The sequence below is a fragment of the Lentibacter sp. XHP0401 genome (assembly GCF_025751535.1).
Classification (GTDB): domain Bacteria; phylum Pseudomonadota; class Alphaproteobacteria; order Rhodobacterales; family Rhodobacteraceae; genus Lentibacter.
Map to the genome: position 1 here is coordinate 100,846 of NZ_JAOWLC010000010.1, position 24,330 is coordinate 125,175.

The 24,330-nt window shown below is 58.3% G+C and carries 26 protein-coding genes; 5 read left to right on the top strand and 21 right to left on the bottom strand.

Annotated elements, in window-relative coordinates; translation table 11 throughout:
• Positions 1 to 2 precede the first annotated feature (2 nt).
• The 3 genes from atpA to OE750_RS13575 all read right to left on the bottom strand — a co-directional run bounded on the left by atpA (position 3) and on the right by OE750_RS13575 (position 3,147).
• A complete protein-coding gene (atpA, locus tag OE750_RS13565; protein ID WP_263764799.1) occupies positions 3 to 1,541 on the bottom strand; it encodes a F0F1 ATP synthase subunit alpha in 1,539 nt (512 codons plus the stop codon).
• Positions 1,542 to 2,102 carry a F0F1 ATP synthase subunit delta gene (locus OE750_RS13570; RefSeq protein WP_263764801.1) on the bottom strand — a complete coding sequence of 187 codons (561 nt, stop codon included), beginning with the start codon at positions 2,100 to 2,102 and terminating at the stop codon, positions 1,542 to 1,544.
• Positions 2,103 to 2,406: 304 nt separating this feature from the next.
• Positions 2,407 to 3,147: a class I SAM-dependent methyltransferase gene (locus OE750_RS13575; RefSeq protein WP_263764802.1), complete on the bottom strand. Its 741-nt coding sequence runs from the start codon at positions 3,145 to 3,147 to the stop codon at positions 2,407 to 2,409.
• 61 nt (positions 3,148 to 3,208) lie between these two features.
• Here OE750_RS13575 and gloB point away from each other — a divergent pair, with 61 nt between their 5' ends.
• The 3 genes from gloB to OE750_RS13590 all read left to right on the top strand — a co-directional run bounded on the left by gloB (position 3,209) and on the right by OE750_RS13590 (position 7,388).
• A complete protein-coding gene (gloB, locus tag OE750_RS13580; protein ID WP_263764869.1) occupies positions 3,209 to 3,931 on the top strand; it encodes a hydroxyacylglutathione hydrolase in 723 nt (240 codons plus the stop codon).
• 157 nt (positions 3,932 to 4,088) lie between these two features.
• The gene (clpA, locus tag OE750_RS13585) at positions 4,089 to 6,410 is read left to right on the top strand and encodes an ATP-dependent Clp protease ATP-binding subunit ClpA (protein ID WP_263764803.1); all 2,322 of its coding nucleotides are present in this window, start codon (positions 4,089 to 4,091) and stop codon (positions 6,408 to 6,410) included.
• Between the two features lie 57 nt (positions 6,411 to 6,467).
• Positions 6,468 to 7,388 carry a M23 family metallopeptidase gene (locus OE750_RS13590; RefSeq protein WP_263764804.1) on the top strand — a complete coding sequence of 307 codons (921 nt, stop codon included), beginning with the start codon at positions 6,468 to 6,470 and terminating at the stop codon, positions 7,386 to 7,388.
• Here OE750_RS13590 and OE750_RS13595 read toward each other — a convergent pair.
• From OE750_RS13595 to OE750_RS13665, 15 genes are all read right to left on the bottom strand, one after another.
• Positions 7,385 to 8,167: a methyltransferase domain-containing protein gene (locus OE750_RS13595; RefSeq protein ID WP_263764805.1), complete on the bottom strand. Its 783-nt coding sequence runs from the start codon at positions 8,165 to 8,167 to the stop codon at positions 7,385 to 7,387. The two genes, OE750_RS13590 and OE750_RS13595, sit on opposite strands and share 4 nt — an antisense overlap.
• A complete protein-coding gene (gene ftsH, locus OE750_RS13600; protein WP_263764806.1) occupies positions 8,164 to 10,092 on the bottom strand; it encodes an ATP-dependent zinc metalloprotease FtsH in 1,929 nt (642 codons plus the stop codon). The genes OE750_RS13595 and ftsH overlap by 4 nt, the downstream gene beginning before the upstream one ends.
• A gap of 126 nt (positions 10,093 to 10,218) precedes the next feature.
• Entirely contained in the window at positions 10,219 to 11,412 is a 1,194-nt protein-coding gene (gene tilS, locus OE750_RS13605) for a tRNA lysidine(34) synthetase TilS (protein WP_263764807.1), read from the bottom strand.
• The gene (gene ybgF / locus OE750_RS13610) at positions 11,409 to 12,236 is read right to left on the bottom strand and encodes a tol-pal system protein YbgF (protein ID WP_263764808.1); all 828 of its coding nucleotides are present in this window, start codon (positions 12,234 to 12,236) and stop codon (positions 11,409 to 11,411) included. The genes tilS and ybgF overlap by 4 nt, the downstream gene beginning before the upstream one ends.
• 13 nt (positions 12,237 to 12,249) lie before the next feature.
• Entirely contained in the window at positions 12,250 to 12,762 is a 513-nt protein-coding gene (gene pal / locus OE750_RS13615; RefSeq protein ID WP_263764809.1) for a peptidoglycan-associated lipoprotein Pal, read from the bottom strand.
• A gap of 100 nt (positions 12,763 to 12,862) precedes the next feature.
• The gene (gene tolB / locus OE750_RS13620; RefSeq protein ID WP_263764870.1) at positions 12,863 to 14,155 is read right to left on the bottom strand and encodes a Tol-Pal system beta propeller repeat protein TolB; all 1,293 of its coding nucleotides are present in this window, start codon (positions 14,153 to 14,155) and stop codon (positions 12,863 to 12,865) included.
• 43 nt (positions 14,156 to 14,198) lie between these two features.
• Entirely contained in the window at positions 14,199 to 15,293 is a 1,095-nt protein-coding gene (locus OE750_RS13625; protein WP_263764810.1) for an energy transducer TonB, read from the bottom strand.
• A 6-nt stretch (positions 15,294 to 15,299) separates the two neighbouring features.
• Positions 15,300 to 15,794 (bottom strand): protein TolR, encoded by a 495-nt coding sequence (gene tolR / locus OE750_RS13630; RefSeq protein WP_263764811.1) that lies wholly within the window; start codon positions 15,792 to 15,794, stop codon positions 15,300 to 15,302.
• A gap of 2 nt (positions 15,795 to 15,796) precedes the next feature.
• A complete protein-coding gene (tolQ, locus tag OE750_RS13635) occupies positions 15,797 to 16,492 on the bottom strand; it encodes a protein TolQ (RefSeq protein WP_263764812.1) in 696 nt (231 codons plus the stop codon).
• A 96-nt stretch (positions 16,493 to 16,588) separates the two neighbouring features.
• Entirely contained in the window at positions 16,589 to 16,978 is a 390-nt protein-coding gene (gene ybgC, locus OE750_RS13640; RefSeq protein ID WP_263764813.1) for a tol-pal system-associated acyl-CoA thioesterase, read from the bottom strand.
• A 61-nt stretch (positions 16,979 to 17,039) separates the two neighbouring features.
• Positions 17,040 to 17,672, bottom strand: a complete 633-nt coding sequence (locus tag OE750_RS13645) for a hypothetical protein (RefSeq protein ID WP_412176230.1) — start codon at positions 17,670 to 17,672, stop codon at positions 17,040 to 17,042.
• A gap of 2 nt (positions 17,673 to 17,674) precedes the next feature.
• Entirely contained in the window at positions 17,675 to 18,694 is a 1,020-nt protein-coding gene (ruvB, locus tag OE750_RS13650; protein WP_263764815.1) for a Holliday junction branch migration DNA helicase RuvB, read from the bottom strand.
• A gap of 3 nt (positions 18,695 to 18,697) precedes the next feature.
• On the bottom strand, positions 18,698 to 19,354 hold the full coding sequence (ruvA, locus tag OE750_RS13655; protein WP_263764816.1) for a Holliday junction branch migration protein RuvA: 657 nt from the start codon (positions 19,352 to 19,354) through the stop codon (positions 18,698 to 18,700).
• A gap of 6 nt (positions 19,355 to 19,360) precedes the next feature.
• Positions 19,361 to 19,858, bottom strand: coding sequence for a crossover junction endodeoxyribonuclease RuvC (gene ruvC / locus OE750_RS13660; RefSeq protein WP_263764817.1), 498 nt, complete (start codon positions 19,856 to 19,858; stop codon positions 19,361 to 19,363).
• A 73-nt stretch (positions 19,859 to 19,931) separates the two neighbouring features.
• Positions 19,932 to 20,075 carry a hypothetical protein gene (locus OE750_RS13665; RefSeq protein WP_263764818.1) on the bottom strand — a complete coding sequence of 48 codons (144 nt, stop codon included), beginning with the start codon at positions 20,073 to 20,075 and terminating at the stop codon, positions 19,932 to 19,934.
• A gap of 112 nt (positions 20,076 to 20,187) precedes the next feature.
• On the opposite strand from OE750_RS13665, the gene OE750_RS13670 reads away from it, so the two are divergent.
• Positions 20,188 to 20,397 carry a DUF1127 domain-containing protein gene (locus tag OE750_RS13670; protein WP_263764819.1) on the top strand — a complete coding sequence of 70 codons (210 nt, stop codon included), beginning with the start codon at positions 20,188 to 20,190 and terminating at the stop codon, positions 20,395 to 20,397.
• 91 nt (positions 20,398 to 20,488) lie between these two features.
• Here the strand turns inward: OE750_RS13670 and OE750_RS13675 are convergent, their stop codons facing one another.
• The 3 genes from OE750_RS13675 to OE750_RS13685 form a co-directional block, all read right to left on the bottom strand.
• Positions 20,489 to 20,833 carry a hypothetical protein gene (locus OE750_RS13675; RefSeq protein WP_263764820.1) on the bottom strand — a complete coding sequence of 115 codons (345 nt, stop codon included), beginning with the start codon at positions 20,831 to 20,833 and terminating at the stop codon, positions 20,489 to 20,491.
• Between the two features lie 104 nt (positions 20,834 to 20,937).
• On the bottom strand, positions 20,938 to 21,804 hold the full coding sequence (locus OE750_RS13680; RefSeq protein WP_263764821.1) for a 50S ribosomal protein L11 methyltransferase: 867 nt from the start codon (positions 21,802 to 21,804) through the stop codon (positions 20,938 to 20,940).
• 24 nt (positions 21,805 to 21,828) lie between these two features.
• Positions 21,829 to 23,064: an MFS transporter gene (locus OE750_RS13685; RefSeq protein WP_263764822.1), complete on the bottom strand. Its 1,236-nt coding sequence runs from the start codon at positions 23,062 to 23,064 to the stop codon at positions 21,829 to 21,831.
• Positions 23,065 to 23,225: 161 nt separating this feature from the next.
• Between OE750_RS13685 and OE750_RS13690 the strand changes: the two genes are divergently transcribed.
• A complete protein-coding gene (locus OE750_RS13690; RefSeq protein ID WP_263764823.1) occupies positions 23,226 to 24,296 on the top strand; it encodes a YeeE/YedE family protein in 1,071 nt (356 codons plus the stop codon).
• The last annotated feature ends 34 nt before the right edge of the window (positions 24,297 to 24,330 follow it).

Here is a 24,330-nt window from a genome sequence, read left to right on the forward strand (position 1 = left end):
CCTTATGCGAAGTCAGCGGCGAATGCGTCCAGCGCTGCTTTCAAACGGTCCGCGGCTTCGCCTTTGATCTTGGGATCGTCTTTGGTGATCCACTCGATGATATCAGCGTGCTTTGAGTGCAGGTGCTTGAGAAGCCCCGCTTCGAAGCGAGCCACATCGCTCACCGCAATTTTGTCGAGGTAGCCGTTTGTACCAGCAAAGATAACACAAACAATCTCGGCGTTCGTCAGCGGTGAATACTGCGGCTGCTTCATAAGCTCTGTAAGGCGTGCGCCACGGTTCAGAAGCTGCTGCGTTGCCGCATCAAGGTCCGAGCCGAACTGGGCAAAAGCCGCCATCTCGCGGTATTGAGCGAGTGAAAGCTTAACAGGGCCAGCCACTGAGGACATCGCCGATGTTTGCGCCGAAGAGCCAACCCGTGAAACCGAAAGACCTGTGTTCACAGCAGGGCGGATGCCTTGGTAAAACAGTTCTGTCTCAAGGAAGATCTGGCCATCCGTAATCGAAATCACGTTGGTCGGAATAAACGCCGAAACGTCACCACCTTGGGTTTCAATGATCGGCAGAGCTGTCAAAGAGCCCGAACCGTGATCGGCGTTGAGCTTGGATGAGCGCTCAAGCAGACGTGAGTGAAGATAGAAAACGTCACCAGGATAAGCTTCGCGGCCGGGTGGACGACGGAGCAGAAGTGACATCTGGCGATAAGACACGGCTTGCTTTGAAAGGTCATCATATACGATGAGAGCGTGCTTGCCGTTGTCGCGGAAGTATTCCGCCATCGCTGTCGCCGCATAAGGCGCAAGGAACTGCAAAGGTGCAGGGTCCGATGCTGTCGCCGCAACAACGATTGAATATTCAAGCGCGCCGCTTTCTTCGAGACGTTTCACCAACTGCGCAACAGTCGAGCGCTTCTGGCCGATCGCAACATAGACGCAATAAAGCTTCTTGCTTTCGTCGTCGCCTGCGGCTTCGTTGTATGACTTCTGGTTAAGGATCGCATCCAGAGCAACGGCAGTTTTGCCTGTCTGACGGTCACCAATGATCAACTCGCGCTGGCCACGGCCAATCGGGATCATCGCATCCACAGATTTGAGGCCTGTCGCCATCGGTTCGTGAACCGACTGACGCGGGATAATGCCCGGCGCCTTGCTGTCCGCGATTGCGCGGTTTTTCGTTTTGATCGGGCCTTTGCCGTCAATCGGGTTGCCGAGGCCGTCAACCACGCGCCCAAGAAGCTCGGGGCCTGCAGGAACGTCAACGATCGCCTTCGTGCGCTTGACTGTGTCACCTTCTTTGATGTCACGGTCGGAGCCGAAGATAACAACACCCACGTTGTCGGTTTCGAGGTTGAGGGCCATGCCCATGATCCCGCCAGGGAATTCAACCATCTCACCCGCCTGGATGTTGTCCAGACCATAAACGCGCGCGATACCATCGCCTACGCTGAGAACTTGCCCGACTTCAGCAACTTCGGCTTCTTTACCGAAGTTCTTGATCTGGTCTTTCAGGATCGCAGAAATTTCTGCTGCTTGGATACCCATTTATCCGACCTCTTTCATTGAATTCTGGAGGGAGCTGAACTTCGAGCGGATCGACGTGTCGATCATTTTCGAGCCCACCTTAACGACAAGACCGCCAATGAGGCTTTCATCAACGGTCGCATTGATAGTTACAGTCTTACCGAAACGCTCTTTCAGCGTCTTGGCAAGCTTGTCCGATTGTGCCTTTGTCAGAGCTTTTGCGCTCACAACTTCGGCAGCGACTTCACCCTTATCTTCCGCAATCGCCGCGCGCAGGGCACGCACCAACTGTGGCAAGACAAACAAACGGCGCTTGGAAGCCATAAGGCTCAGCGTGTTTGCAATCATGGGAGAAAGTTTCATCTTCTTGGCGAGAGCCGCGATAGCAGCCCCCTGCTCGTCCCGGCTGTAGACCGGACTCATGATGAGATTGTTAAAATCAGCGCTGTCAGCCAGCACCTCTTCCAAGCTGTCAAGGTCACCCTCAACGGCTTTGAGCTTTTTCGTTTCCTTGGCCAAAGAGAATACGGCCGTGGCATAGCGCGCAGCAATGCCGGAAGATATCGAAGCTGGTTCGGACACGTCCACCCTTTCGATTTTCTGGCCCCGTGCTCTGCAATGCGCCGACTTATGCGCATAGCTCACTTGGGGGCGTTTTCACCCTGAGAATTCTCAAAGCAGCTAAATCGAGGCGGGTGTAGCAGAGCATTCCGGTTGCGGCAACCTGCTACAGCATTTTTCGACATGGCCTAAAATCAATACTTTACAACAGCTTAGCCAAAGTGCGACGGATTGCGCGCCCAAATACCAGCTTTTCGATCACGTTTTTCGTGATTCACCTCGCAAAAGTTAACGCTATCAAGGCAGAATCCCCCCAAAAGGGGCGTTACGCAGGCAGCCCGTCCGGCACAGGCTGGATCACATATGAAGGCTTGCGCACGCGCTGCCCAAGCCCGGGCCGCTTTGGTGCGGGGATCTGCTTGGTCACTTCAACCATCAACACGCCACCCCCTGCAACAAGCGGCATTCCATGGCCGAGTTTTTCCCAGAAACCGGCAGTCTTGCGCCAGAAGCGGCGCTCGCTCGGGGGCTGGTAAAGCGCGGTCTGGCTGTGCTCGGTCTTAAAGCCCCACAGCTTGAGCTGTTTGTCCAGCTGGCCCATCGTAAAGGGCCGCCCGAAGCCGAATGGCGTGCGGTCATTGCGGCTCCACAGCCCTGCGCGGTTCGGCACAATAAAAAGCGCCCGCCCGCCGGGGCCAAGCACACGGTAGCATTCTTCCAGCACGGCCTCGGACCACTCGCTGGTTTCCAGCCCGTGCATCACAACAAGCTTGTCCACATGCCCCGTTTCAATCGGCCAGTGGGTCTCTTCACAAAGCACACTCACATTGGGCTGCCCCGCAGGCCAAGGCATAACCCCCTGTGGCCCGGGCATCAGGCAGGTCACCCGCCTCGCCTGTTTCAGATAAGGCCGCAGAAGCGGCGCAGCAAAACCGAATCCCAGCACCGTCTGGCCCTTGGCTTCCGGCCATATCTCGAGCATTTGGTCACGGATGACCTTCTGCGCCGCGCGGCCCAGTGTGCTGCGGTAATAGAAGTTTCGCAGATCTTTCACATCAAGATGCATGGACGCCACCGCTTTGATCAGTCAGTCTAATGCCAACATAACCATGATCAAAGGAAAAGCCATGCCTCTTGAGCTTGTTACCATTCCCTGCCTATCCGACAACTACGCTTTCCTGCTGGTGAACGATCAGGGCGAAGCCGCCCTTGTCGATGCGCCCGAGGCTGCGCCCGTCAATGCCGAACTTGCCAAGCGTGGCCTCACACTCACAACCGTGCTGCTCACCCATCACCACGATGATCACATTCAAGGCCTCGCAGGCCTCAACACAGCGCCCGTCCAGCGCGTGATCGGCGCGGCGGCAGACGCCCACCGCCTCCCGCCTCTCACAGAAAAGGTGAGCGAAGGCGACCACATCACTGTGCTTGGGGAAGACGTCGTCATCTTCGATGTCTCGGGCCACACCGTCGGCCACATCGCCTTTCACTTCCCCGCCTCCGGCTATGTCTTCACGGGTGACAGCCTCATGGCCTTTGGTTGCGGACGCCTCTTTGAAGGCACACCCGGGCAGATGTATCAAAGCCTTTCAAAGCTTGCCGCCCTGCCCGATGACACGCTTGTCTGTTCGGGCCATGAATACACTGCCGCCAACGGACGCTTTGCCGTCACCATGGCTCCGAATGACCCGGCGGTAGCTGCCCGCAACGCCGAAACAGACCGCCTCCGCAGCGCAGGCGCGTTCACGGTGCCCTCGACACTGGCTCTAGAGAAAGCAACAAACCCCTTCCTGCGCGCACCGGATTGCGCCAGCTTCACCAAACTACGCATCGCAAAGGACCGTTTTTAAGCGTATCACCGCAACGTGACACGAAATGTGATACTATTTTTCAAGAAAAGCCTTGAAGCTGGGGCAATATCGACCAAACTTTAACCTAATAAAGCGAAGGTTCCGTATAAAGCCTCAGAGACGTTGGTGAACTCAAGTCAAAAGGAGCACGAGAGCAGTGCCATCATTTTCAAACACACTCGAGCAAGCCATCCATGCCGCGCTGGCCACAGCCAATTCCAAGCGCCATGAGTTTGCCACGCTCGAACACCTGCTGCTCGCCCTTCTGGACGAGCCTGACGCCGTGCGCGTTCTCAAAGCCTGCTCGGTTGATCCTGAGGATCTGCGCCAAACCCTGATGGAATTCATCGACGAAGACCTGAGCAACCTTGTGACCGATATCGAAGGCTCCGAGGCCGTGCCGACAGCCGCCTTCCAGCGCGTCATCCAGCGCGCGGCCATTCATGTGCAAAGCTCCGGCCGCACCGAAGTGACGGGCGCAAACGTCCTCGTTGCCATCTTTGCGGAGCGCGAGAGCAACGCCGCCTACTTCCTGCAAGAACAAGAAATGACCCGCTATGACGCGGTCAATTTCATCGCCCATGGCGTCGCCAAAGACCCCGCTTTTGGGGAGGCCCGCCCACTTACAGGTGCAGAAGACGAGCAAACACATCAATCTGCCCCTGAGGCCGAAGCAGGTGAAGAAAGCGCGCTCAGCAAATACTGCGTCGATCTCAACGCAAAAGCGCGCAAAGGCGAAATTGATCCGCTCATCGGCCGCGACTCTGAGGTCGAGCGCTGTATTCAGGTGCTTTGCCGCCGCCGCAAGAACAACCCGCTCCTTGTGGGTGATCCCGGTGTCGGCAAAACAGCCATCGCAGAGGGGCTCGCCAACCAGATCGTAAAGGGGGAAACCCCCGAAATCCTCGCCAACACGACGATCTACTCGCTCGATATGGGCGCCCTCCTCGCCGGCACACGCTACCGTGGCGATTTTGAGGAGCGCCTCAAAGCTGTCGTGAAAGAGCTCGAAGAGCATGACGATGCTGTGCTCTTCATCGACGAAATTCACACTGTCATCGGCGCAGGTGCCACATCAGGCGGCGCGATGGATGCTTCCAATCTGCTCAAACCCGCCCTCGCGGGCGGCAAGCTGCGCACCATGGGCTCCACTACCTACAAAGAGTTCCGCCAGCATTTCGAGAAAGACCGCGCCCTTGCGCGCCGGTTCCAGAAGATCGACGTGAACGAGCCATCTGTCGAGGATGCCGTCAAAATCCTGCGTGGCATCAAGCCCTATTTCGAGGAGCACCACGGCGTCAAATACACCAATGACGCGATCAAAACTTCAGTGGAACTGGCCGCGCGCTACATCAATGATCGTAAACTGCCCGACAGCGCGATTGACGTGATCGACGAGGCAGGCGCAGCCCAGCACCTGCTCAAATCGGCCAAGCGCCGCAAAACCATCGGCACAAAAGAGGTAGAGGCTGTTGTCGCCAAAATCGCGCGCATCCCGCCAAAGAATGTCTCCAAAGACGATGGCGCCGTGCTCAAAGACCTCGAAAAATCGCTCAAGCGCGTGGTCTTTGGCCAGGATCAGGCCATTACCGCACTGTCCTCCGCGATCAAACTTTCACGCGCTGGTCTGCGCGAACCGGAAAAGCCCATCGGCAACTACCTCTTCGCAGGGCCAACAGGTGTGGGCAAAACCGAAGTCGCCAAACAACTCGCCGATGTGCTCGGCGTGGAGCTTCTGCGCTTTGATATGTCCGAATACATGGAGAAACACGCCGTCTCCCGCCTCATTGGCGCCCCTCCCGGCTATGTCGGCTTCGATCAGGGCGGCCTTCTCACCGATGGCGTTGATCAACATCCGCACTGCGTCCTCTTGCTTGACGAGATGGAAAAAGCCCATCCCGATGTTTACAACATCCTCTTGCAAGTCATGGACAACGGCGAGCTCACCGACCACAACGGGCGCACTGTCAGCTTCCGCAATGTCGTTCTGATCATGACATCCAACGCAGGCGCCTCCGAGCAAGCCAAAGAGGCTGTCGGCTTTGGCCGCGACCGCCGCACAGGAGAAGACACTGCCGCGATCGAGCGCACCTTCACGCCCGAGTTCCGCAACCGCCTCGATGCGGTGATCAGCTTCGCACCGCTCGGCAAAGAAGTGATCCTGCAAGTTGTCGAAAAGTTCGTGCTCCAGCTTGAGGCCCAGCTGATGGACCGCAACGTGACGTTTGAGCTCACACGGGCTGCCGCCGAATGGCTTGCCGACAAGGGCTATGACGACAAGATGGGCGCCCGCCCCCTTGGCCGTGTCATTCAGGAGTATATCAAGAAACCGCTGGCCGAGGAGCTGCTCTTTGGCAAACTTGCCAAAGGTGGTATCGTCAAGGTCGGCATCAAGGATGGCAAGATCGACCTACGCCTTGAAGGCCCCGACAGGCCACGCCTCTCAGGCTCCAAGCCGCCGCTTCTCACGGCTGAATAACCCATGTGGCGGCGCGGTTCTCTTGTAGGCCTCGCCGCCTTTTTTGCATCCTCGGCCATGGCGGAGCCTCCGCGCTTTATCCAGCCGCTCGACTGCACCCTTGGCGAAACCTGCTATATTCAAAACTATGTCGATACCCTCGCCGCCGAGGGGCGCATCGCCGATTATGCCTGCGGCACACTCAGCTACGATGGCCACAAAGGCACCGACTTTGCCCTGCGCACCCGCGCTGAGATGGAGGCTGGTGTCACTGTCCTCGCCGCCGCCGCAGGCGTTGTGCGCGGGACACGCGACGAGATGCCCGACACGGGCCTCACCGCCGAAACCGAAGCGAATATTCAGACCCGCGAGTGCGGCAATGGTCTCGTGATTGATCATGGCGATGGCTGGGTCAGCCAGTATTGTCACATGAAGCTCGGTTCAATTTCAGTGACCAAAGGCCAAAGCGTCAGCGCGGGTGACCCGCTCGGTCAAGTCGGCCTTTCGGGGCGCACCGAATTTCCACATCTGCACTTCACCGTGCGGCAGCGCGAGCGGGTGATTGATCCGTTTGATCCCTTCGAGGCCGCCACCTGCGGCGCTGCCGATGAAACCCTCTGGGCCGAGCCACCCGCCTATCAAGCCGGTGGTCTCATCGGAATAGGCTTCGCCAGTGCTGTGCCCGAATTTAGCGCTGTAAAAGCAGGCACAGCCCATGCCGCCACCCTTAGGCCCGAAGCACCTGCCCTCGTCCTCTGGGGCTACACATTCGGAACCCGCGAGGACGATATTATCCGCCTTGAGATCGACGGCCCCGAGGGCTTCCGCTTTGCGCACGATAGCCGCCTCGAAAAAACCCAAGCTCTCGGCTTTCGCGCCGCAGGCAAGAAACTCACCCAGTCTGTGTGGCCCCAAGGCACATATCAGGGCCAGGTAACGCTTATACGCAAGGGGCAGGAGCTTGGACGCGAAGCGATCACTCTTAGCATTGCGCCCTAAACTGTCAGTGTGAAAAACATCCGGCGGAACGGAAACAACACCGTGCCGTCCTCGCCGCGCGGATAGGCCTTCTCCATAATCTGCTCATAGCGCTTGATCAGGGCCGCCTGCTCGTCTTCAGCCAGCGCATCGAGGATGGGCCGCGCATAGGTGCTTTCTGTAAAACGGCGCACAGGGTGGCCCGTCTCATCCGCGCCAAGCACCTGATAGTACTCTGTCTCCCAGATCGCCAAAGCACCAAGTGAAGCGAGCGCCGCATAATATTGCGACGGCATCAAAACCGCAGGTCCGGCCTCGAAATCAATCCGCTTCGGGAAAAGCTCTTCAGCAAGACTGCGCCACATACGGTGCGAGGGGGCGTTGTTCTGGTGTGGCATCTGCACAGCCAGTGTGCCACCCTTGCTGAGCATTCTTGCAAGCCGTGGCATCAGATCTTCATGGTTCTTCAGCCAGTGCAGCGCCGCATTGCTGTAAATAAGTCCGGCACCCTCGATCTGCCAACTGGCGATATCGGCTTCGCTCAAGCTGTCATAAGCCTGCGTTTCACGTGCCTTTTCCAACATGGCAGGAGAGCCATCAACACCAAGGATTTTGTGTCCCGCAAACCGCTCTTTCAGCCGCGCGCCCATCGCTCCGTTGCCGCAGCCAAGGTCGATCACATCACCCCCGCCCACCGAGCGGACTGCAAGCAAAAGGTCAAGCGCAGGGCGCAAGCGCAAATCCCGAAACCTTGAATAGGCCTCGGGATTCCAGTCACGTTTTAAGGGGGGCACCGTCATGCGGAGGGCTCGGGCTCCATATCGCCCTCACCGCCCTTGGATTTGGGCTTGGCGCGTGGCTTGGTCTTCGGAATCGCAGTGATAGAAGCGGGCTCACCCTTGGAGTCATCCTCATCATCGCCCTTGTGAGGTGGTTCTCCGCGCATCACACGTTCAATCTCGGCACCGGTGAGCGTTTCATACTCAAGCAGGCCTTCCGCAAGAGCTTCCCAGCCTTTCTTGTTGTCCATGATAATCTTGTGAGCGTCTTCATACCCTTGGTCGATGATGCGCTTCACCTCTTCCTCGATCAGCTCTTTCGTATGCGCCGAAATCGAGAAACCGCCTGCACCTCCGCCGCCACGGAACGCTTCTGCCGCTTCCTGATAATCAATGTTACCGACCTTATCGGACATGCCCCAGCGCATCACCATCGCCCGCGCCAAAGCAGAGGCCTGCATAATGTCGCCAGATGGCCCGTTCGAAACGGCGTTGTCACCATACTTGATAATTTCAGCCGCTTTGCCGGCCATCGTCATGGCAATTTTCTGGGTCAACTCGTCCTTGAAATAGTTAAGCTGGTCCATCTCGGGCAAGCTCATCACCATGCCAAGTGCTTGTCCGCGCGGAATGATCGTTGCCTTGTAGACAGGGTCACATTTGGGCAGCGTCATGCCGACAATGGCATGGCCTGCTTCGTGGTAAGCGGTCATTTCCTTCTGCGCAGGCGTCATAACCATTGAGCGGCGCTCCGCTCCCATCATGATCTTGTCTTTCGCCTGCTCGAAGTCGGCCATCGCAACAAACCTGCGCCCGACACGCGCCGCCATGAGCGCTGCCTCGTTCACAAGGTTGGCCAGGTCAGCACCCGAAAATCCGGGTGTCCCGCGCGCGATAATGCGCAGGTCGACATCGGGGCCAAGCGGGCTTTTGCGCGCATGCACACCGAGGATCTTCTCGCGACCCTTGATGTCAGGGTTGGGCACAGTCACCGTGCGGTCAAAACGGCCGGGGCGCAGCAGGGCAGGGTCAAGCACGTCTTTACGGTTGGTCGCCGCAAGAATGATCACGCCTTCGTTGGCCTCAAAGCCGTCCATCTCGACAAGCAGCTGGTTGAGCGTTTGTTCGCGCTCGTCGTTGCCCCCGCCATAACCCGCGCCACGGTGGCGGCCAACGGCATCAATCTCGTCGATAAACACGATACAAGGCGCGTTCTTTTTGGCTTGGTCAAACATATCGCGCACGCGGCTCGCGCCTACGCCGACGAACATTTCAACAAAATCAGAGCCTGAAATCGTGAAGAACGGAACCCCCGCCTCACCCGCAATGGCGCGCGCCAGAAGCGTCTTACCCGTGCCGGGAGGGCCGACAAGCAAAGCGCCTTTGGGGATCTTACCGCCGAGGCGCGAGAATTTCTGCGGGTTGCGTAGAAATTCAACAATCTCTTCAAGCTCTTCCTTGGCTTCGTCAATGCCCGCAACATCATCAAATGTCACACGCCCCGACTTTTCCGTCAGCATCTTGGCCTTTGATTTGCCAAAGCCCATCGCGCCGCCTTTGCCGCCGCCCTGCATACGGTTCATGAAATATATCCAGACACCGATGAGCAGCAAAAACGGCAACAGGCTCAGAAGGAACGACTGGAAGCCAGAGGTTTCTTGCGGCTTGGCTGTGAGCGGCACATTGTTGTCTATGAGCAGATCGGTAACGCCTGCATCTTCGGGCTTGATCGTCACATAGCTTTTGTTGTCCGAAGCGATAAAGCGCACATTCTCGCCATCAATCGTGGCCTGTTGCACCGTGCCGTCCTGCACAGCCTGAACAAACTCGCTATATGAACGCGCTTCGCTTGGCTGGTTCGTGCCGGCCCCGCTGAACAGATTGAACAGCATAAGGATCATAACGAATAGAATGACCCAAAAAGCGATGTTTTTTGTATTGCCCAAGGAAAGGCCTCCTGAATGAGTTGGCGCGCATGTCTCACGCCGCGTTACAAACTAAAATAGAGATCAACGCAACATCTTCAACGGCATAAGCCGAATAAGAGCTGCAAAAGATCATGCAAAATCATGTCAACCTGGCATATAGGGCGGTTCTACCTCGAATTTCAGGGTAAATTCAGCTCCGAACCCAACCGAAGGAGCGGCGAAAAGCCGCGCGCCAAGCCAGATCGCAGGGGCCGCCAACTGCGCGGCACGCGGCAAGCCCGCCGTCCGCCAGTCAGTCACCTCCCGCAATCCTGCTTCGCCCAAAGCGCCAAGGGTGGCTCCCTCAGGCCAATCTCCCTCCAGGGTAAGTGCATCCCATGCCTGCAGTCCCTCTACCGTGTCAGGGGCCGCTTTCGCCTCGCGTGCGATGATAACGCGGCCCTTATGCCCGATCGTGACACAGCCGTTGAGTGTGCTGCCCTGCCCGTTCAGCGCCCGGTCTGTCGCTTCGGCCAAAGCACTGTGCCTTGGTGGATATTGTGTGCGCCCCTGCCATGCACACCACGCACTCATGAGACGATGCCGGATTTCGTCCGGCAAAGCCGCAAGGCCCGCAGCCTCAATCACAATATTGCGCCCCTGTAGCTGCGCCAGCTGCCCTGCCGCGGCATGGGCCATCGTCTCCAAAGCCGCATCCGCCTGCGCCAGCCGCTCCGCGGTTTCGGCAATCCGCGCCGCATCAAGCCCTGTTTTTGCTAGTGCGGCTCGTATGGAAACCCGCTTATACCGCGTATCAGCGTTTGAAGCATCTTCTGCCCAAACCTGCCCCTGCTCATTCAGAAAGTCCCGCAATTCGCCGCGCGACATCTGCAAAAGTGGCCGCCGCCATTGCAGCCCGTCGGCCTCCCAAGCCGCACTCATCTTTGCCAGCCCCTTCACGCCAGAGCCGCGCGCCATCCGCATCAGAAATGTCTCCGCCACATCATCCTGCGTGTGGCCAAGCAGCACTGTGCCAACCCCACGTTCGCGCGCCCAAGCCTTGAGAGCCGCATAACGCCCTGCGCGGGCCTCGGCCTGCAAGTTGCCGTCCCCGTTCCAGCGCCAGTCCAGAATATCATGCGTCACACCGAGTTCGGCGCAAACCTGCGCCACCATTGCACATTCGCCTGCCGCTTCCTCGCGGAGGCCGTGGTTTACAGTTGCACAAAACAGCGGCCCCCTCGCCGCCTCGGCGACCAGCCGCAGCAACGCAAGCGAGTCGCTCCCGCCTGAAACGGCAAGGCCCAACGGCCCGACCGCTCCTTCAAGCGCGGCGCTTAGACGGTCTGCTAATGTCACGAACACCCGAGGCGGGTGCGCTCGGCATCGGCCTTGCTTGCAGGTTCGCCCCCCGGAAAGCGCAGGCCGACTTCGGCAAGCGTTTTGCAGGCTTCAACAGTCTGGCCCAAACGGCCCAGCCCCTGCCCCAGACGAAAGAGAGATTCTGGCGCATCTTCGCCGTTCGGATCACGACGGAAGGCATCAAGATAGGCCCGCGCAGCACCTGTCAGATCACCTTGCCCCTCCAGAGCCGCGCCATAAGCCAGCGCGGCTTTGCTCGCCACAGGCGAACCGGGGTAAGTCTCGTTAAAAGCTCTCAGACGCTCGGCAGCGTCGGCATATTCGCCAGCCTCAAGCGCTTTGCGCGCCGCCGCAAAATCAGCCTGCTCGCCCACGGCCAGCTCCGGCATCGGTTCACTGCCTTCAATGGGCTGTGATACCACAGGTGCTGCGGCCTGCCCCCCGGGCAGATCACCGCCCAAAGTGCTGGTTTCGCCAAGCTTGCTCACATCGCCGCCCTCAAGCTCCACAAGACGGAACTCAAGGTCAGCCACCCGCCGTGTGCCATCTTGCACAACAGCCTCAACGCGCAGACCAAGCTCTTCGGTCCGCGCAGTCAGGCGCCGTAATTCCGCTTCAATCCCGTCCACCCGCTGCAAAACCGACGCCCCTAAAGTGGCGTTGCCCGAAGCTCCTGTGGTCGAAAGCTCGCGTTTGAGCTTTTGCATCTCCACATTGAGAACGGTCAGTTCCTGACGAATGTCAGCCAGCGTTTCACTATCCTGGGCGGCAGAAAAACCCGCACTCAAACACAGGACAATGGCGGCAAAAATAAAGCGCATCAATAAGCCCCTCTTAGCTGCTCAAGCCGGACGAGAGAATTGTCACAGAGCGGCGGTTCTTGGCATAGCAAGCCTCTTGCGAGCAGATCTCGAGCGGGCGCTCTTTACCATAGCTCACTGTTTTCAGACGTCCCGCAGGCAAGCCCTTCGCCATCAGATACTCGCGCACCGAATTGGCACGGCGCGCGCCCAAGGCAAGGTTGTATTCGCGTGTGCCCTGCTCGTCAGCATGGCCTTCGATTACAACATTATAATCCGAGTTTGTTGTGAGCCAGCTTGCCTGCCCGTCGAGCACGCGCATGGCTTCGCCATTCAGGCTTGACTGGTCCACATCAAACAAAACGCGGTCACCAATCGTCTGCTGGAAATACAGCGGCGATTGCGGGTCTTGCGCCGAACCGGGCAGAACCGACGAAGACATGCCCCCGGCATTCGCACCGGCTGTGTCGTCAAAACGGTTCGCATTGGTACAAGCCGAAAGCGCGAGCGCCGCGGGCAGAACAAGTGTTATCAGTTTGAGTTTCATACTCTTCGCCTTATTTTTTCTGGGTCCTGTCTAACACAGACAGAGCGCCCTGTGAATCCTATTGATGAGTAAACAGCATCCCGCCGCTCACACCATCCCGTTACTTTTGCAAAGGGCTCCATGACGGGTCTGATGCCCCGCCCTCTGTTTTCACTCTCTGCAGGTTGCGTCCCGAAATATCGACAGAATAGAGGCTCGACGCACCGCCTTCACCCTGCGTTTCACGCGTAAACATGATCACACGACCGTTCGGCGCCCAAGTCGGGCCTTCCTCAAGGAACGATGCAGTCAGAAGCTTCTCGCCCGACCCATCCGTACGCATCACGCCAATGTGGAAGCGGCCTTTTGACTGCTTGGTGAAGGCAATCAAGTCTCCGCGTGGCGACCAGACAGGTGTGCCATAGCGCCCCGTCCCGGTGCTGATCCTCCGTGCCTCACCACCGGAAGCAGACATGATATAAAGCTGCTGGCCGCCTGATCGGTCACTTTCGAAGACAATCTGGCTGCCATCAGGCGAAAAGCTCGGCGCGGTTTCAATCGAAGGCGCGTCTGTCAGACGCTGCTCTCCGCCCGAGTTCACGTCCATCATATAAATATCGGTGTTGCCCCCACTTTCCAGCGAGAACACAACCCGTTGCCCGTCGGGCGCAAAACGTGGCGCAAAGCTCATCGTGCCGTCACGGCTTTGCAGCACACGGCGGCCAACAGAGGCCACATCAAGCACATAAATCTTGGGGAAGCCTGATTCGTAACTTGTATAAAGCACACGGTCGCCTGTGGGCGAGAAGCGCGGTGCAAGCACGATAGACGAGCTGTCCGTCAAATACTGGTTGTTCGCCCCGTCATAATCCATTATCCCAAGACGTTTCTTGCGGTCATCTTTCGGGCCGGTCTCGGCCACATAAACAACGCGGCTGTCAAAATACGGGCCCTCACCGGTGAGGCGTGTGTAAACCTGATCGGCCACTTTGTGCGCCATCCGCCGCCAGCCCGCCCGCGTGCCGGCAAGCTGCAGCCCCGCGCCCATCTCCTGGCCCGCGAATACATCATAGAGCCGGAACTTCACGGTGATCTGCTCGCCTTCAACCGTCACAGCACCCAAAACAAGCGCCTGCGCATTTATGGCCTTCCAGTCGGCAAACTGCACAGGCGCGCCGAACGAGCTCACCTGAGAGATGTAGGCCCCCTTGTCGATTTCGCGAAACAGCCCTGTGCCCTTAAGGTCTTCCGCGACGACGCGGGAAATATCGGCAGCAATCTGCCCCGCGCCGGAGGTTTCCGCCACAAAGTCGGGAACAGCGATAGGCAAGGGCTCTATCACCGCATCGGTGATCTCGATGCGCAAAGGCTCCTGCGCGCGGGCCGAACTCGCCGCAACCAGACATGCAGCCATAAACGCAGCCAGACCATAGCCCCAAAATCTTACGATCATACCCTTACCTCATGCTCTCGGGGTTAAACTTGATTTCGACCGTTTTCCACTGGTCGTATTTCTCGGCAGGCAGCTGGAAGCCGTCATTGCCACAAATGATGATGGCGCGCCGCGCCGCCTCATAAGCTTGTTTCGCAGCGGCCTCCGAGCCGTTCTCGCTGCGTAGAAGCTTGATCGAATTGATCACAGGCTTGCCATCACGCGTCATCTCGACACTAACATAGATGTTAACGCCAAGCGCCTCCGATGAAAGTGCACCCACGTTATAACAGCGGGAAATTGCCAGTTTGAGGCCTTCACGCTCACCGCTTGTCAGCGGTGGGCCGGTCGGGCCAGAAGGCGCAGGCGTTTCTTCGGCAGTGTCGGCACTCCCGCTCATCGCCTCGGCCAAGGCATCATTCACAGCACTGCTGGTATCAGATGCAGGGGCCGTGGCCGTTTCAGCCTGACGTTGCGGACGGCCCCTGGGGCGCATCGATTGCGCAGGTGCAAGCGTCACATCATCCGCGGCCTCGGGGTTGATCTCGGTTGTCGCCTCTTCGGGCGCAGCGGCCTCTGTCTCGGGCTGCACAACCTCGGCGGCCCTATCGGGCACAACTTCAGGCGTGGCCTCTTCGGCGGGCTGCACATCTGTCTGCTCGGGCTGGGCCACAGGTTCGGGGGCCACACGCTCGCTCGGGCGCAGTTGCGGGCGCGGGCTTGCACCCGGCACAAGCACAGCCACTTCCTCTTGCGGTTGCACAAGCTCTGGCGGCACGTCTTCCACTTGTGCCACCTCGGGTTCGCTCGTATCCACCACAGGGGTCGGGTCAGCTTCCGGGCTGGCCACTTCGGGCGCGTCCTGCACTTCGGGCTGGGTCTCGGGCGCCGCTTGCGGCTGCACCGTTTCTTCCTCGGCAGGCGGCTGCGGCGCTTCAACATCCGAAACAGCCTGAGGCGCACGCGCCGCCGCCACAGCTGCCTGATACTCGGCCTCGCTCACAACAGACACATCGGCCACTTCAAATGGTAAAGGATCGCTGTTCCAGCTCCCCCCGAAGAGGAGCCAGCCAATCAGCCCGACATGGCCGATAAGGGATATGCGCTGGCCGGTGTTCAAAATGCCCTACTGGTCGCCTGAGTCACTGGCCCCTGTGCCGTCAAGCGCTGGTCCGCCTGTCTCGGTCACAAGGCCAATGTTGGTAAAACCGGCACGGTTGAGCGCGCCCATAACCTGCACGACCTCGGCGTAGGGCACAGCCCCGTCCGCCCGCAGGAAGACACGGTCGCCCTCGCGCTCTGCAGCAATCGCGCGCATCCGCCCGATCAGAGCCTCGCGGTCAACTTCGGTCTGCTGGATCATGATCTGTCCCTCGGAAGTAAGGGTCACAGTGAGCGGCTCTTCCGCCTCAACGGGCAGGCTGTTGGCCGCCGTCTTGGGCAGCTCTACAGGCACACCCACAGTCAGCATCGGCGCCGCCACCATAAAGATAATCAGCAAAACCAGCATAACATCCACAAAAGGCGTTACGTTGATATCCGCCATAGGCCGTGAGCGGCCCCGCGCACGGCGGCGGCGGCTGCCGCCTCCCGTGTCTTTCTGAACAACTCCTGCTCCCATAACTAGCTGTCCAACTGGCGGCTGAGAATGGTCGAGAACTCATCGGCGAAGGCCTCATAGCCCGCCACCAAGCCTTCGCTGTCAGCGCTCAGCTTGTTGTAAAAGATAACAGCGGGAATCGCCGCCAAAAGGCCAAGCCCCGTGGCCAGAAGCGCTTCGGCAATACCGGGCGCAACCACAGCAAGGTTGGTGTTCTGTTGCTCGGCAATCTCGATAAAGGCGTTCATAATCCCGATCACTGTCCCGAACAGGCCGATAAACGGCGTGGTCGAGCCGACTGTGGCCAACACTTGCAAGCCCTTTTGAAGCTTGTCGGCTTCCTTGGCGATGGCAACATCCATGCTGCGGTCAATCCGCGAGTGAGCCCCCGCAATCAGCGCACCGTCAGCTTTGTGCGAGCGTCGCCACTCGGTCATCCCTGCGGCAAAAATCTTCTGGCTCTGCCCCTCGGGCTCCGCGCCAATCTGCTCGTAAAGCGCATCCAGCGGCTCGCCCGACCAGAATTCGCGGTCAAACCATTCGGCCTCGGCCCGCGCTTTGCGGTAGTTGATAAATTTCTGAACAATGATCGACCATGACCAGAACGAGGCCACTATCAAAATAATCATCACGAGTTTAACGGTAAACGTTGCGCGCACAAAAAGCGCCCAGATAGAGAAATCAATCTCCTGCGCAACCGCAAGTACTTCAGTTTCCATTATGCCTGCTCTCTTATAGTGGCTTTTTCGCCTTATTGAGAGCAAAATAGCCGAACTCAAGCGATAAAGCTATCCCCAGCATAAGTTGGCCGATGTTCAGTGCACCATTTGGCGGATATTTGCTGGCAGACGGGTGGACTGGCCCTCAAGAGTCATACAAACAACGGTGACAAGCGCATGGAAAAGCACGTTTTCATCCCGCTTAACCCATTGTTCCATGATCATTCTCACACCCGTAACCGCCTTCACCTGCGTATCAATCACAAGTTCGTCATCCAGCCGCGCCGAACCAAGGTAATCTGCCTCGACACGGCGCACCGCAAAGACGATGCCGTCACGATCCTTCATCACATTCTGGTCAAGCCCAACTTCACGCACCCATTCGCTGCGCCCCCGCTCGATATAACGCAGGTAATTGGCATAATAGACAATCCCCGCCATATCGGTGTCTTCATAGTATACGCGCACTGGCAGGGAGTAGATCATCGGGCAGGCTTTCCTGTTGGGTTCGCCACACTTCAGCACAGCTTCCCGCGAGGAGCAACGCCTAGCCGCGCGGAAGCGCACTCACCCGCGCAAACAGGCGCAGAGCAAAGGCGCTATCCTCGTCTGCCTGCGGCAGCTCGGGCGCATAAGCCGCGCGCAATACATCGCCAATCTCGGGGCGCAAAATGTCGGCTCCGTTCGGCAGCCGCGCCAAAGGCGAGCGCGCCGAGAAAGCCTGCTCACCCCAGAGCAAAAACACCTGCGAAGCCTCCGCCAGTGCAAGGCTCTCGGCAGGCCAGTCGGCCAATGGCCCGTCCATCCTGATAAACACAAACGCCGCCTTGATGGCGCCCTGCTCATCAAACCGAAACAGCCGGTACTGGTTTGCGCCCTGCGCCTCCAGCCGTGTCACAAGCGCGCCAAGCTCGGGCACAAGCTTGTCCAGATTTGGCAAATCAACCAGCTCCGCCCAATCGCGAAACAGAAAAAACATAAGGTTCGAGCCAAGCTCCGTATCTGTCTCAGTCAGCGGATGCTGCGTCAGCGCAGACAGCGCCTCGACCGCCCCCTTAAAGACATTCAAGGTCGCGTCATCCACACCAAATACAATCGGCGCAATCGGCCTGCCCCAGCGGGCAAAGCGAAAGTTTCCTGCTGCATCTGAAAACAGCGCTTCAATCTCGTCAGGTGTCATGGTCATTCAAACATATCCGTCTGGCTCTTTGGCGGGGTCAGCCCCATATGCGCCCAGCCTTTTTGCGCCAGCATCCGCCCGCGCGGTGTGCGCTGGATCAGCCCCTGTTGCAACAAAAACGGCTCAATCACCTCTTCCAGCGCGTCTCGGCTCTCCGACAATGCCGCCGCAATCGTCTCGATGCCCACAGGCCCGCCCGCATAATTCTCGGCAATCAGATTGAGATAGCGCCTGTCCGCACCATCAAGGCCCAACTCATCCACACCAAGCCGCGAAAGCGCACGGTCCGCCAGGGCGCGGCTCACAACGCCGTCCGCCTCTACCAGCGCAAAATCGACAACGCGGCGCAGCAAGCGCCCCGCAATCCTCGGAGTGCCGCGCGAGCGCTTGGCAATCTCCAGCGCGCCTTCCGCATCGGCCTTCACGCCCAGCTTTTGCGCATTCACGCTCACAATCCGCTCCAGCTCGTGCACCGCATAAAACTCAAGCCGCGTCGGGATGCCGAATCTGTCGCGCAAAGGTGTCGTCAGCAAGCCAAGCCGCGTGGTTGCCCCGACAAGCGTAAACGGCTGAAGCTCGATGCGCACCGTGCGCGCTGCCGGCCCCTCGCCAATCACAAGGTCCAGCTCGAAATCTTCCAGAGCTGGATAAAGAATTTCCTCAACCACAGGATTGAGCCGGTGAATCTCGTCAATAAACAGCACATCATTGCGCTCGAGGTTCGTGAGAATAGCCGCCAAATCGCCGGCTTTCGCAAGCACCGGCCCGCTCGTCATCCGAAAGCCCACACCCAGCTCGCGCGAAATAATCTGCGCCAGCGTGGTCTTGCCAAGCCCCGGGGGGCCATGAAACAGAGTGTGGTCCATCGCGTCCTTGCGCATCTTCGCGCTCTCGATGAACACCTTGAGGTTCGCCCGCGCCTCTGCCTGCCCGACAAATTCGCTCAAAGTCTGCGGCCGCAAAGCGCGCTCCACATCCTCGGGCAGCGCCTCGGGTATCAAAACGGGTTCTCGCGCGCTCATAGTTTACCCCTTCGGTGCCAAAAGCCGCAGCGCCTGGCGGATCAACGTGGCCGTGTCCTCGCCGCCGCCGTTCTCCTGCGCCTGCGCAATCGCGCTCGCCGCCTCGCCGGGCGCATAGCCAAGGTTCGTCAAAGCCGAAAGCGCTTCCGATTGCGCCGCCCCGCCAATGGGCGCGGAAGGCGCACTCACAGGCGCAATATCCTCAAGCACATCGTCATCGCCCATGTCAGGCGCGCGCCCCGCCCCCAAAGCCATCACGGCAGGTGCCTTGTCTTTCAGTTCGTTCACAACCCGCTGCGCCGTCTTGGGGCCAATACCCTTCGCCGCCTTCACAGCGTTCCAGTCCCCCAGCGCAATCGCGCGGCTCACACCGTCAGGCCCAAGTGCACTCAGCATCGCAAGCGACGCCTTCGCGCCCACACCCTGCACGCTCATCAGCAGCCGATACCACTCTTTCTCGATAAGCGAGGTAAAGCCAAACAGTTGCAAATTGTCTTCGCGCACGAGCAAATCAGTATAAAGCGCCACGGCCTCTCCCGCAGGTGGCAGGCTGCGCAACGTCCGCTCGGAGCAATAGACAAGATAGCCGACACCCTTCACATCAATCAGCGCATGGTCCTCGGCGATATAGTCAATCCGTCCTGCAATTTTCCCGATCATACCAGCCTAGCTTCCTGTCTTCGCAAGCGTCATTTGCGCGTATTTGTGGTGATGTGCATGACAAATGGCAATGGCCAAGGCGTCCGCCGCGTCAGCTTTGCTCACATCCGCGCTCGGCAACTGCATCTTCACCATATGCTTGATCTGGTCTTTCGTGGCATGGCCCACGCCGACAACAGTCTTTTTAACCTTGTTGGGCGCATATTCCGCCACACCAAGGCCAAACTGTGCGGGCACGAGCAGTGCAATCCCCCGCGCTTGGCCGAGCTTCAGCGTGGCCACCGCGTCTTTGTTGACAAAGGTTTGCTCTACAGCGGCGGTTTCGGGCGCGTATGCGCGCAAAACATCGGTCAGCCCACTGTGAAGCGAGAGCAACCTCTCGGCCAGGTCCTCGCCCACCGAGTTCACAACACCGCAAGCAACATAGCTCAAACGCGGGCCATTGGCCTCAATCACCCCCCAACCCATATTCCGCAAACCGGGGTCGATCCCTAAAATACGCATTCCCTGTCGCCTCGCTGCCCGAATATGTTGCTTTTTTGAAGCACTAGCACGAAAGGGGAACATCTGCCAAGTCTTAACGCCTGTTGCCGGTTTTGACACAGAAACGCCGCAATGCAGCACAAACCGGTTCAAATCCGCCTCTTTCAATGCTGAAACCGACCTCCCCAAGGCCGAGTATAGCTATGAAATAAAGGGCGATCAGCAATTTTTCACTCATGCAAAAAATGCATGGGACTTATGTAAAAGAAACACCTTGCGCAGTGTCAGAACGCGGCCTACATGCCCCTCAACAGAACACAGACCATAACTCTAGAAAAAGGAATACGGATATGGCCTCCATCGAGTACACACGCGCACAGCAAGTAGCTGCCTCAAATGGCCGTATCGGCCAGTTCTTTGTTCACATGACAGCTGCTTTCGTTTCATGGAATGCTGCCCGCTCAACGCGCAACGCCCTGTCACAACTCAGCGACCGTGAGCTGGAAGACATCGGCCTCTGCCGCGGCGACATCGACGCAATCGCAGACGCACAGCGCTAAGCGCTTCTCCCCCCTAAAAGTGAAAGCCGCGCTTCCCATCGGATGCGCGGCTTTTTCTTTGGAGGTCTTAACAGAGAGAGAGAGAAAACAATTACCGGATAACATCCGAGAGAGCTTGGGACACATACATCGTCACAACACCTGGCTCCATGAGCCACGCGCCCGCCTGCTCAACAACCGTGCCATTGCGCATCGGTGCGAGCTTGGAGGCGTATTTTTCGGGGCCAAAATTGGCCACAGCAACGGCTTTGAACAAAACACCGATGCAAAGAACACTGAAGAGAATGGTCAGAGGAGCGGCACCTTTAGCGCGCTTGGGCTTGATGGTGATCAGCCCGGTCCGATCAACACGGAAGCCGTAGCCGTTGCTCATCGAGCGGTGCTTACGAACAATGCGTGTCAGACGCTTATCAAATTTTTGCACGTTGGCAGACATAACAAACTCCAGCGCCCCCACTGAAATGTCCTTATAAAATGCCCCTGAAATGTGGCAAAACTTGGGCAAGTGCCTCAAATTCGTCGAAAAAAGACACGTATTTGTCAGGATTTCTTCAGCAATAGTGTCGTCCAGTCACCAATCACATTGCTCTGCACCAGATTGGTTCCATTCCGTGCATAAACCTCAATCACTTCGTCAGCCTGCTCGTTCAATATCCCCGACAGAATCGCATAGCCACCGGCCGTGAGATTCGCGGAAATCTCGGGGGAAAGCGCCACAAGCGGGCCTTTCAGGATATTGGCAAAGATCAGATCATAAGGCGCGGCCTCCGCCAGAACAGGATGCCCGAAGCCCGCCGCTTCGACGCATTCGATCCGTCCCTCAAGCCCATTGGCCCGTGCGTTGGCTTCGGCAACCTCAACAGCCACCTCGTCAATATCGCTGGCAATAATCCTCACTGGCCAAAGCCGTGCAGCCCCCATCGCAAGCACAGCCGTGCCACAGCCGATGTCAGCGACGCTAGCAGGCACAAAACCTTCAGTCGCCAAGTGATCAAGCGCCAGCAGGCAGCCCAGCGTTGTGCCGTGATGTCCCGTGCCAAAAGCCATCGCCGCCTCGATCAGAAGCGGCTCCGCTTCTGCGGGCACCTTGTCAGCGTCATGGCTTCCATACACCACAAACCGCCCCGCCGTGACGGGCGCAAGCTCGCGCCTCACCTTGGCCACCCAGTCGGTCTCGGGAATATCCGAAACAACAAAGCGCGCACCATGCATCACCTCAAGCAGCGCCAATCCTGCTTTGTCGGGCGTTTCCGTGAAATACCCCGCCACTTCCCAAAGCCCCGAGCCGTCTTCCATCTCGAAAACACCGACCCCTGTAGGCTCCGGCTCCATCCGTTCCAGCGCTTCGCCAAGGGCTTCCGCATCGGCCTTGTTGTCAATCGTGGTAAATGCCGAATAGCTCGTCATGATATCGTCCTGTCTTAGGGGGAGTTATTCTGCGGGCGCCGCCGCGACAAATTTGGAGAAAACAGTTTCATTTCCGGGCTCAGGGTGGCGCGGAATAAGAAGCGCCAGCATGAATGACACCGATGCCATCCCGGCCGCCAGCATAAACACAGCCGTCGGCGACACCAGCCAGAGATAGCCAAGCGAGGCAGGCAGGCCCACAGCTGCAATATGGTTGATGGTAAAGGCCACAGCCGCTGTGGGCGCAATATCACGTGGATCGGCGATTTTCTGGAAATACGTCTTCAACGCCAACGCAAGACCGAAGAAAATATGATCAATCACATAAAGCGTCGCGGCCAGTACAACGCCCCAACCAAACATGTAGATCCCGCCATACGCGAGAAACACAATGAACAGCCCGACATATTCAAACATCAAAGTGTTGCGCTCGCCGTAGCGGTGCACAACATGGCCCAGAAACGGGGCCACAAACATGTTGATCACAAGGTTGATAAGGTAAAGCGAGGCAACTTCATGCACAGCAAAGCCGAACTTCTCAACCATCATAAAGCCCGCAAACACCATGAAGATCTGTCGCCGCGCCCCCGCCATGAACTGCAAGCAGTAGTAAAGCCAGTAACGGCGGCGCAGGATCATCTTTTTCACCTGCGGATGCGGCGCTTCAAACTGCGGATAGGCCAGCATGCAGAAGATAGCCAAAGCGGCCGTGATACCACCCGAAATCATGTAAACAATGTTATACGTCAGGCCCAAAGGCTCCCAAAGGGCGACGATAAAGAGATAGCAAATCAGCGTTGCCCCTGAGCCCATGGCCAGCAAATACCCGAGCACCTTGGGCGCACGGTCCTTGCTCAACCATTGCAACTGAAGCGACTGGTTCACCGTCTCGTAATAATGAAACCCGATAGAAGAAAGCATGGTGATCGTGAGAATTCCCGCCATCGAGGGGAACCATGCAGTCACAGCCGTCGCGGCGCCAAGCATGACAAGCGACACAAGCCCCAAGACCTGCTCGCGCACAAAAATAATGATCGCGATAACCCCGACCGCCAGAAACCCCGGAATTTCCCGCACCGTATGCAGCCAGCCGTTGTCAGAGCCATCAAACCCGCCCACCTCGATCACGAAGTTGTTGAGCAGCGCGCTCCATGTGGCAAAAGCAACCGGCATCGCAAAAGCCATGAGAAACAACAACGCAACCGGCCGCCGCCAAAGCGGCAGGTCTGATGCATCTTCGAGTTTCACAATACGGGCCATAGCTTCGCTTACGCCTTTTCGGCGGGCTTGCACAGAGCAAATCACACCCCGAAAGCGGGGCAATGCAGTCTCCAGAACACCCGATCCCCCTTCAAAATCTGATCCATATCAAAGCATGAATGTATATAATCAGCTACGCGCAGTCAGGAAAGCGAGGACGCATGGACATTATCCCACTCATCGAACGCATCGGCGAAGCGCCCACAGCAGCGCTCTTTGGTATGATCACAGGTCTGGTTTTCGGCATCGCCGCCCAGCGCTCGCGGTTCTGTCTGCGTGCCGCCTCGGTCGAATTTGCCCGCGGACTGATGAAAGACAAGGTCGCCGTCTGGTTCCTCACCTTTTCGACAGCCCTCGTCTGGGTGCAGGGCGCACAGCTCTTGGGCCTCATGGAAACACAGGAGGCCCGCATGATGGCCGTGCCGGGCAGCTGGTCGGGCGCTATCATCGGCGGCCTAATGTTCGGTGTCGGCATGGTGCTGGCACGCGGCTGCTCGGGGCGCTTGCTCGTGCTGGCTGCCACAGGAAACTTACGCTCCGTCGTGGCGGGCCTCGTCTTTGCGGTGGTGGCGCAAATGTCGCTTTCAGGCGTGCTCTCGCCCACGCGGGACTGGCTCGCAGCGCTCTGGATCACGGACGGTGGCCGCAACATGGATTTGCTCGCCTCCGTAGGACTGCCACCTGCATCGGGGTTCTATATCGGCCTCAGCTTTGCAGCACTGGCGCTCTACCTGTCGTTCAAAGAAAAGATCGGCATATCACGGCTTATCTTCGCTTCGGGTGTCGGCTTTTCAGTCGCCCTCGGCTGGGTGCTGACCTATACGCTGGCGCAATCCGCTTTCGACCCCGTGCAAATCGAAAGCGCTACTTTTTCAGGTCCATCCGCCCACACGCTCATGTTCTTCCTTGATCGCAACGCGGTGCTCGAATTTGACGTGGGCCTCGTGCCCGGCGTTGTGATCGGCTCGCTCCTCGCCTCCCTGGCCACCCGCGAATTCAAGTTTCAGGGGTTCACCGACGAAAGCAACATGCGCCGCTCGATGACAGGTGCAGTGCTCATGGGCTTTGGCGCGATGCTCGCAGGCGGCTGCGCCATCGGCGCGGGTGTAACCGGCGGGTCGATTTTTGCTGGTACAACCTGGCTGGCACTCTTCTGTATGTGGATCGGCGCGATGGTGACCGATGTGCTTGTCGACCAGCGCGGGCTGAAAGGCGCGAACGCGGCCAGCTGAGGTTCGTTTCGGGGTCGAATTTTCGCTGCGCGAA

Bases quoted from the DNA above. Each gene is read 5' to 3' on its own strand.
- OE750_RS13645 (WP_412176230.1), bottom strand. From the start codon at position 17,672: ATGACACCTGACGAGATTGAAGCGCTGTTTTCAGATGCAGCAGGAAAC.
- ruvC (WP_263764817.1), bottom strand. From the start codon at position 19,858: ATGCGTATTTTAGGGATCGACCCCGGTTTGCGGAATATGGGTTGGGGG.
- OE750_RS13595 (WP_263764805.1), bottom strand. From the start codon at position 8,167: ATGACGGTGCCCCCCTTAAAACGTGACTGGAATCCCGAGGCCTATTCA.
- gloB (WP_263764869.1), top strand. From the start codon at position 3,209: ATGCCTCTTGAGCTTGTTACCATTCCCTGCCTATCCGACAACTACGCT.
- atpA (WP_263764799.1), bottom strand. From the start codon at position 1,541: ATGGGTATCCAAGCAGCAGAAATTTCTGCGATCCTGAAAGACCAGATC.
- ruvA (WP_263764816.1), bottom strand. From the start codon at position 19,354: ATGATCGGGAAAATTGCAGGACGGATTGACTATATCGCCGAGGACCAT.
- tolR (WP_263764811.1), bottom strand. From the start codon at position 15,794: ATGGGAGCAGGAGTTGTTCAGAAAGACACGGGAGGCGGCAGCCGCCGC.
- OE750_RS13680 (WP_263764821.1), bottom strand. From the start codon at position 21,804: ATGACGAGCTATTCGGCATTTACCACGATTGACAACAAGGCCGATGCG.
- OE750_RS13670 (WP_263764819.1), top strand. From the start codon at position 20,188: ATGGCCTCCATCGAGTACACACGCGCACAGCAAGTAGCTGCCTCAAAT.
- OE750_RS13590 (WP_263764804.1), top strand. From the start codon at position 6,468: ATGGCGGAGCCTCCGCGCTTTATCCAGCCGCTCGACTGCACCCTTGGC.
- tolQ (WP_263764812.1), bottom strand. From the start codon at position 16,492: ATGGAAACTGAAGTACTTGCGGTTGCGCAGGAGATTGATTTCTCTATC.
- OE750_RS13575 (WP_263764802.1), bottom strand. From the start codon at position 3,147: ATGCATCTTGATGTGAAAGATCTGCGAAACTTCTATTACCGCAGCACA.
- pal (WP_263764809.1), bottom strand. From the start codon at position 12,762: ATGAAACTCAAACTGATAACACTTGTTCTGCCCGCGGCGCTCGCGCTT.
- ruvB (WP_263764815.1), bottom strand. From the start codon at position 18,694: ATGAGCGCGCGAGAACCCGTTTTGATACCCGAGGCGCTGCCCGAGGAT.
- OE750_RS13665 (WP_263764818.1), bottom strand. From the start codon at position 20,075: ATGAGTGAAAAATTGCTGATCGCCCTTTATTTCATAGCTATACTCGGC.
- OE750_RS13675 (WP_263764820.1), bottom strand. From the start codon at position 20,833: ATGTCTGCCAACGTGCAAAAATTTGATAAGCGTCTGACACGCATTGTT.
- tolB (WP_263764870.1), bottom strand. From the start codon at position 14,155: ATGGCTGCATGTCTGGTTGCGGCGAGTTCGGCCCGCGCGCAGGAGCCT.
- ybgC (WP_263764813.1), bottom strand. From the start codon at position 16,978: ATGATCTACTCCCTGCCAGTGCGCGTATACTATGAAGACACCGATATG.
- ybgF (WP_263764808.1), bottom strand. From the start codon at position 12,236: ATGCGCTTTATTTTTGCCGCCATTGTCCTGTGTTTGAGTGCGGGTTTT.
- OE750_RS13690 (WP_263764823.1), top strand. From the start codon at position 23,226: ATGGACATTATCCCACTCATCGAACGCATCGGCGAAGCGCCCACAGCA.
- OE750_RS13685 (WP_263764822.1), bottom strand. From the start codon at position 23,064: ATGGCCCGTATTGTGAAACTCGAAGATGCATCAGACCTGCCGCTTTGG.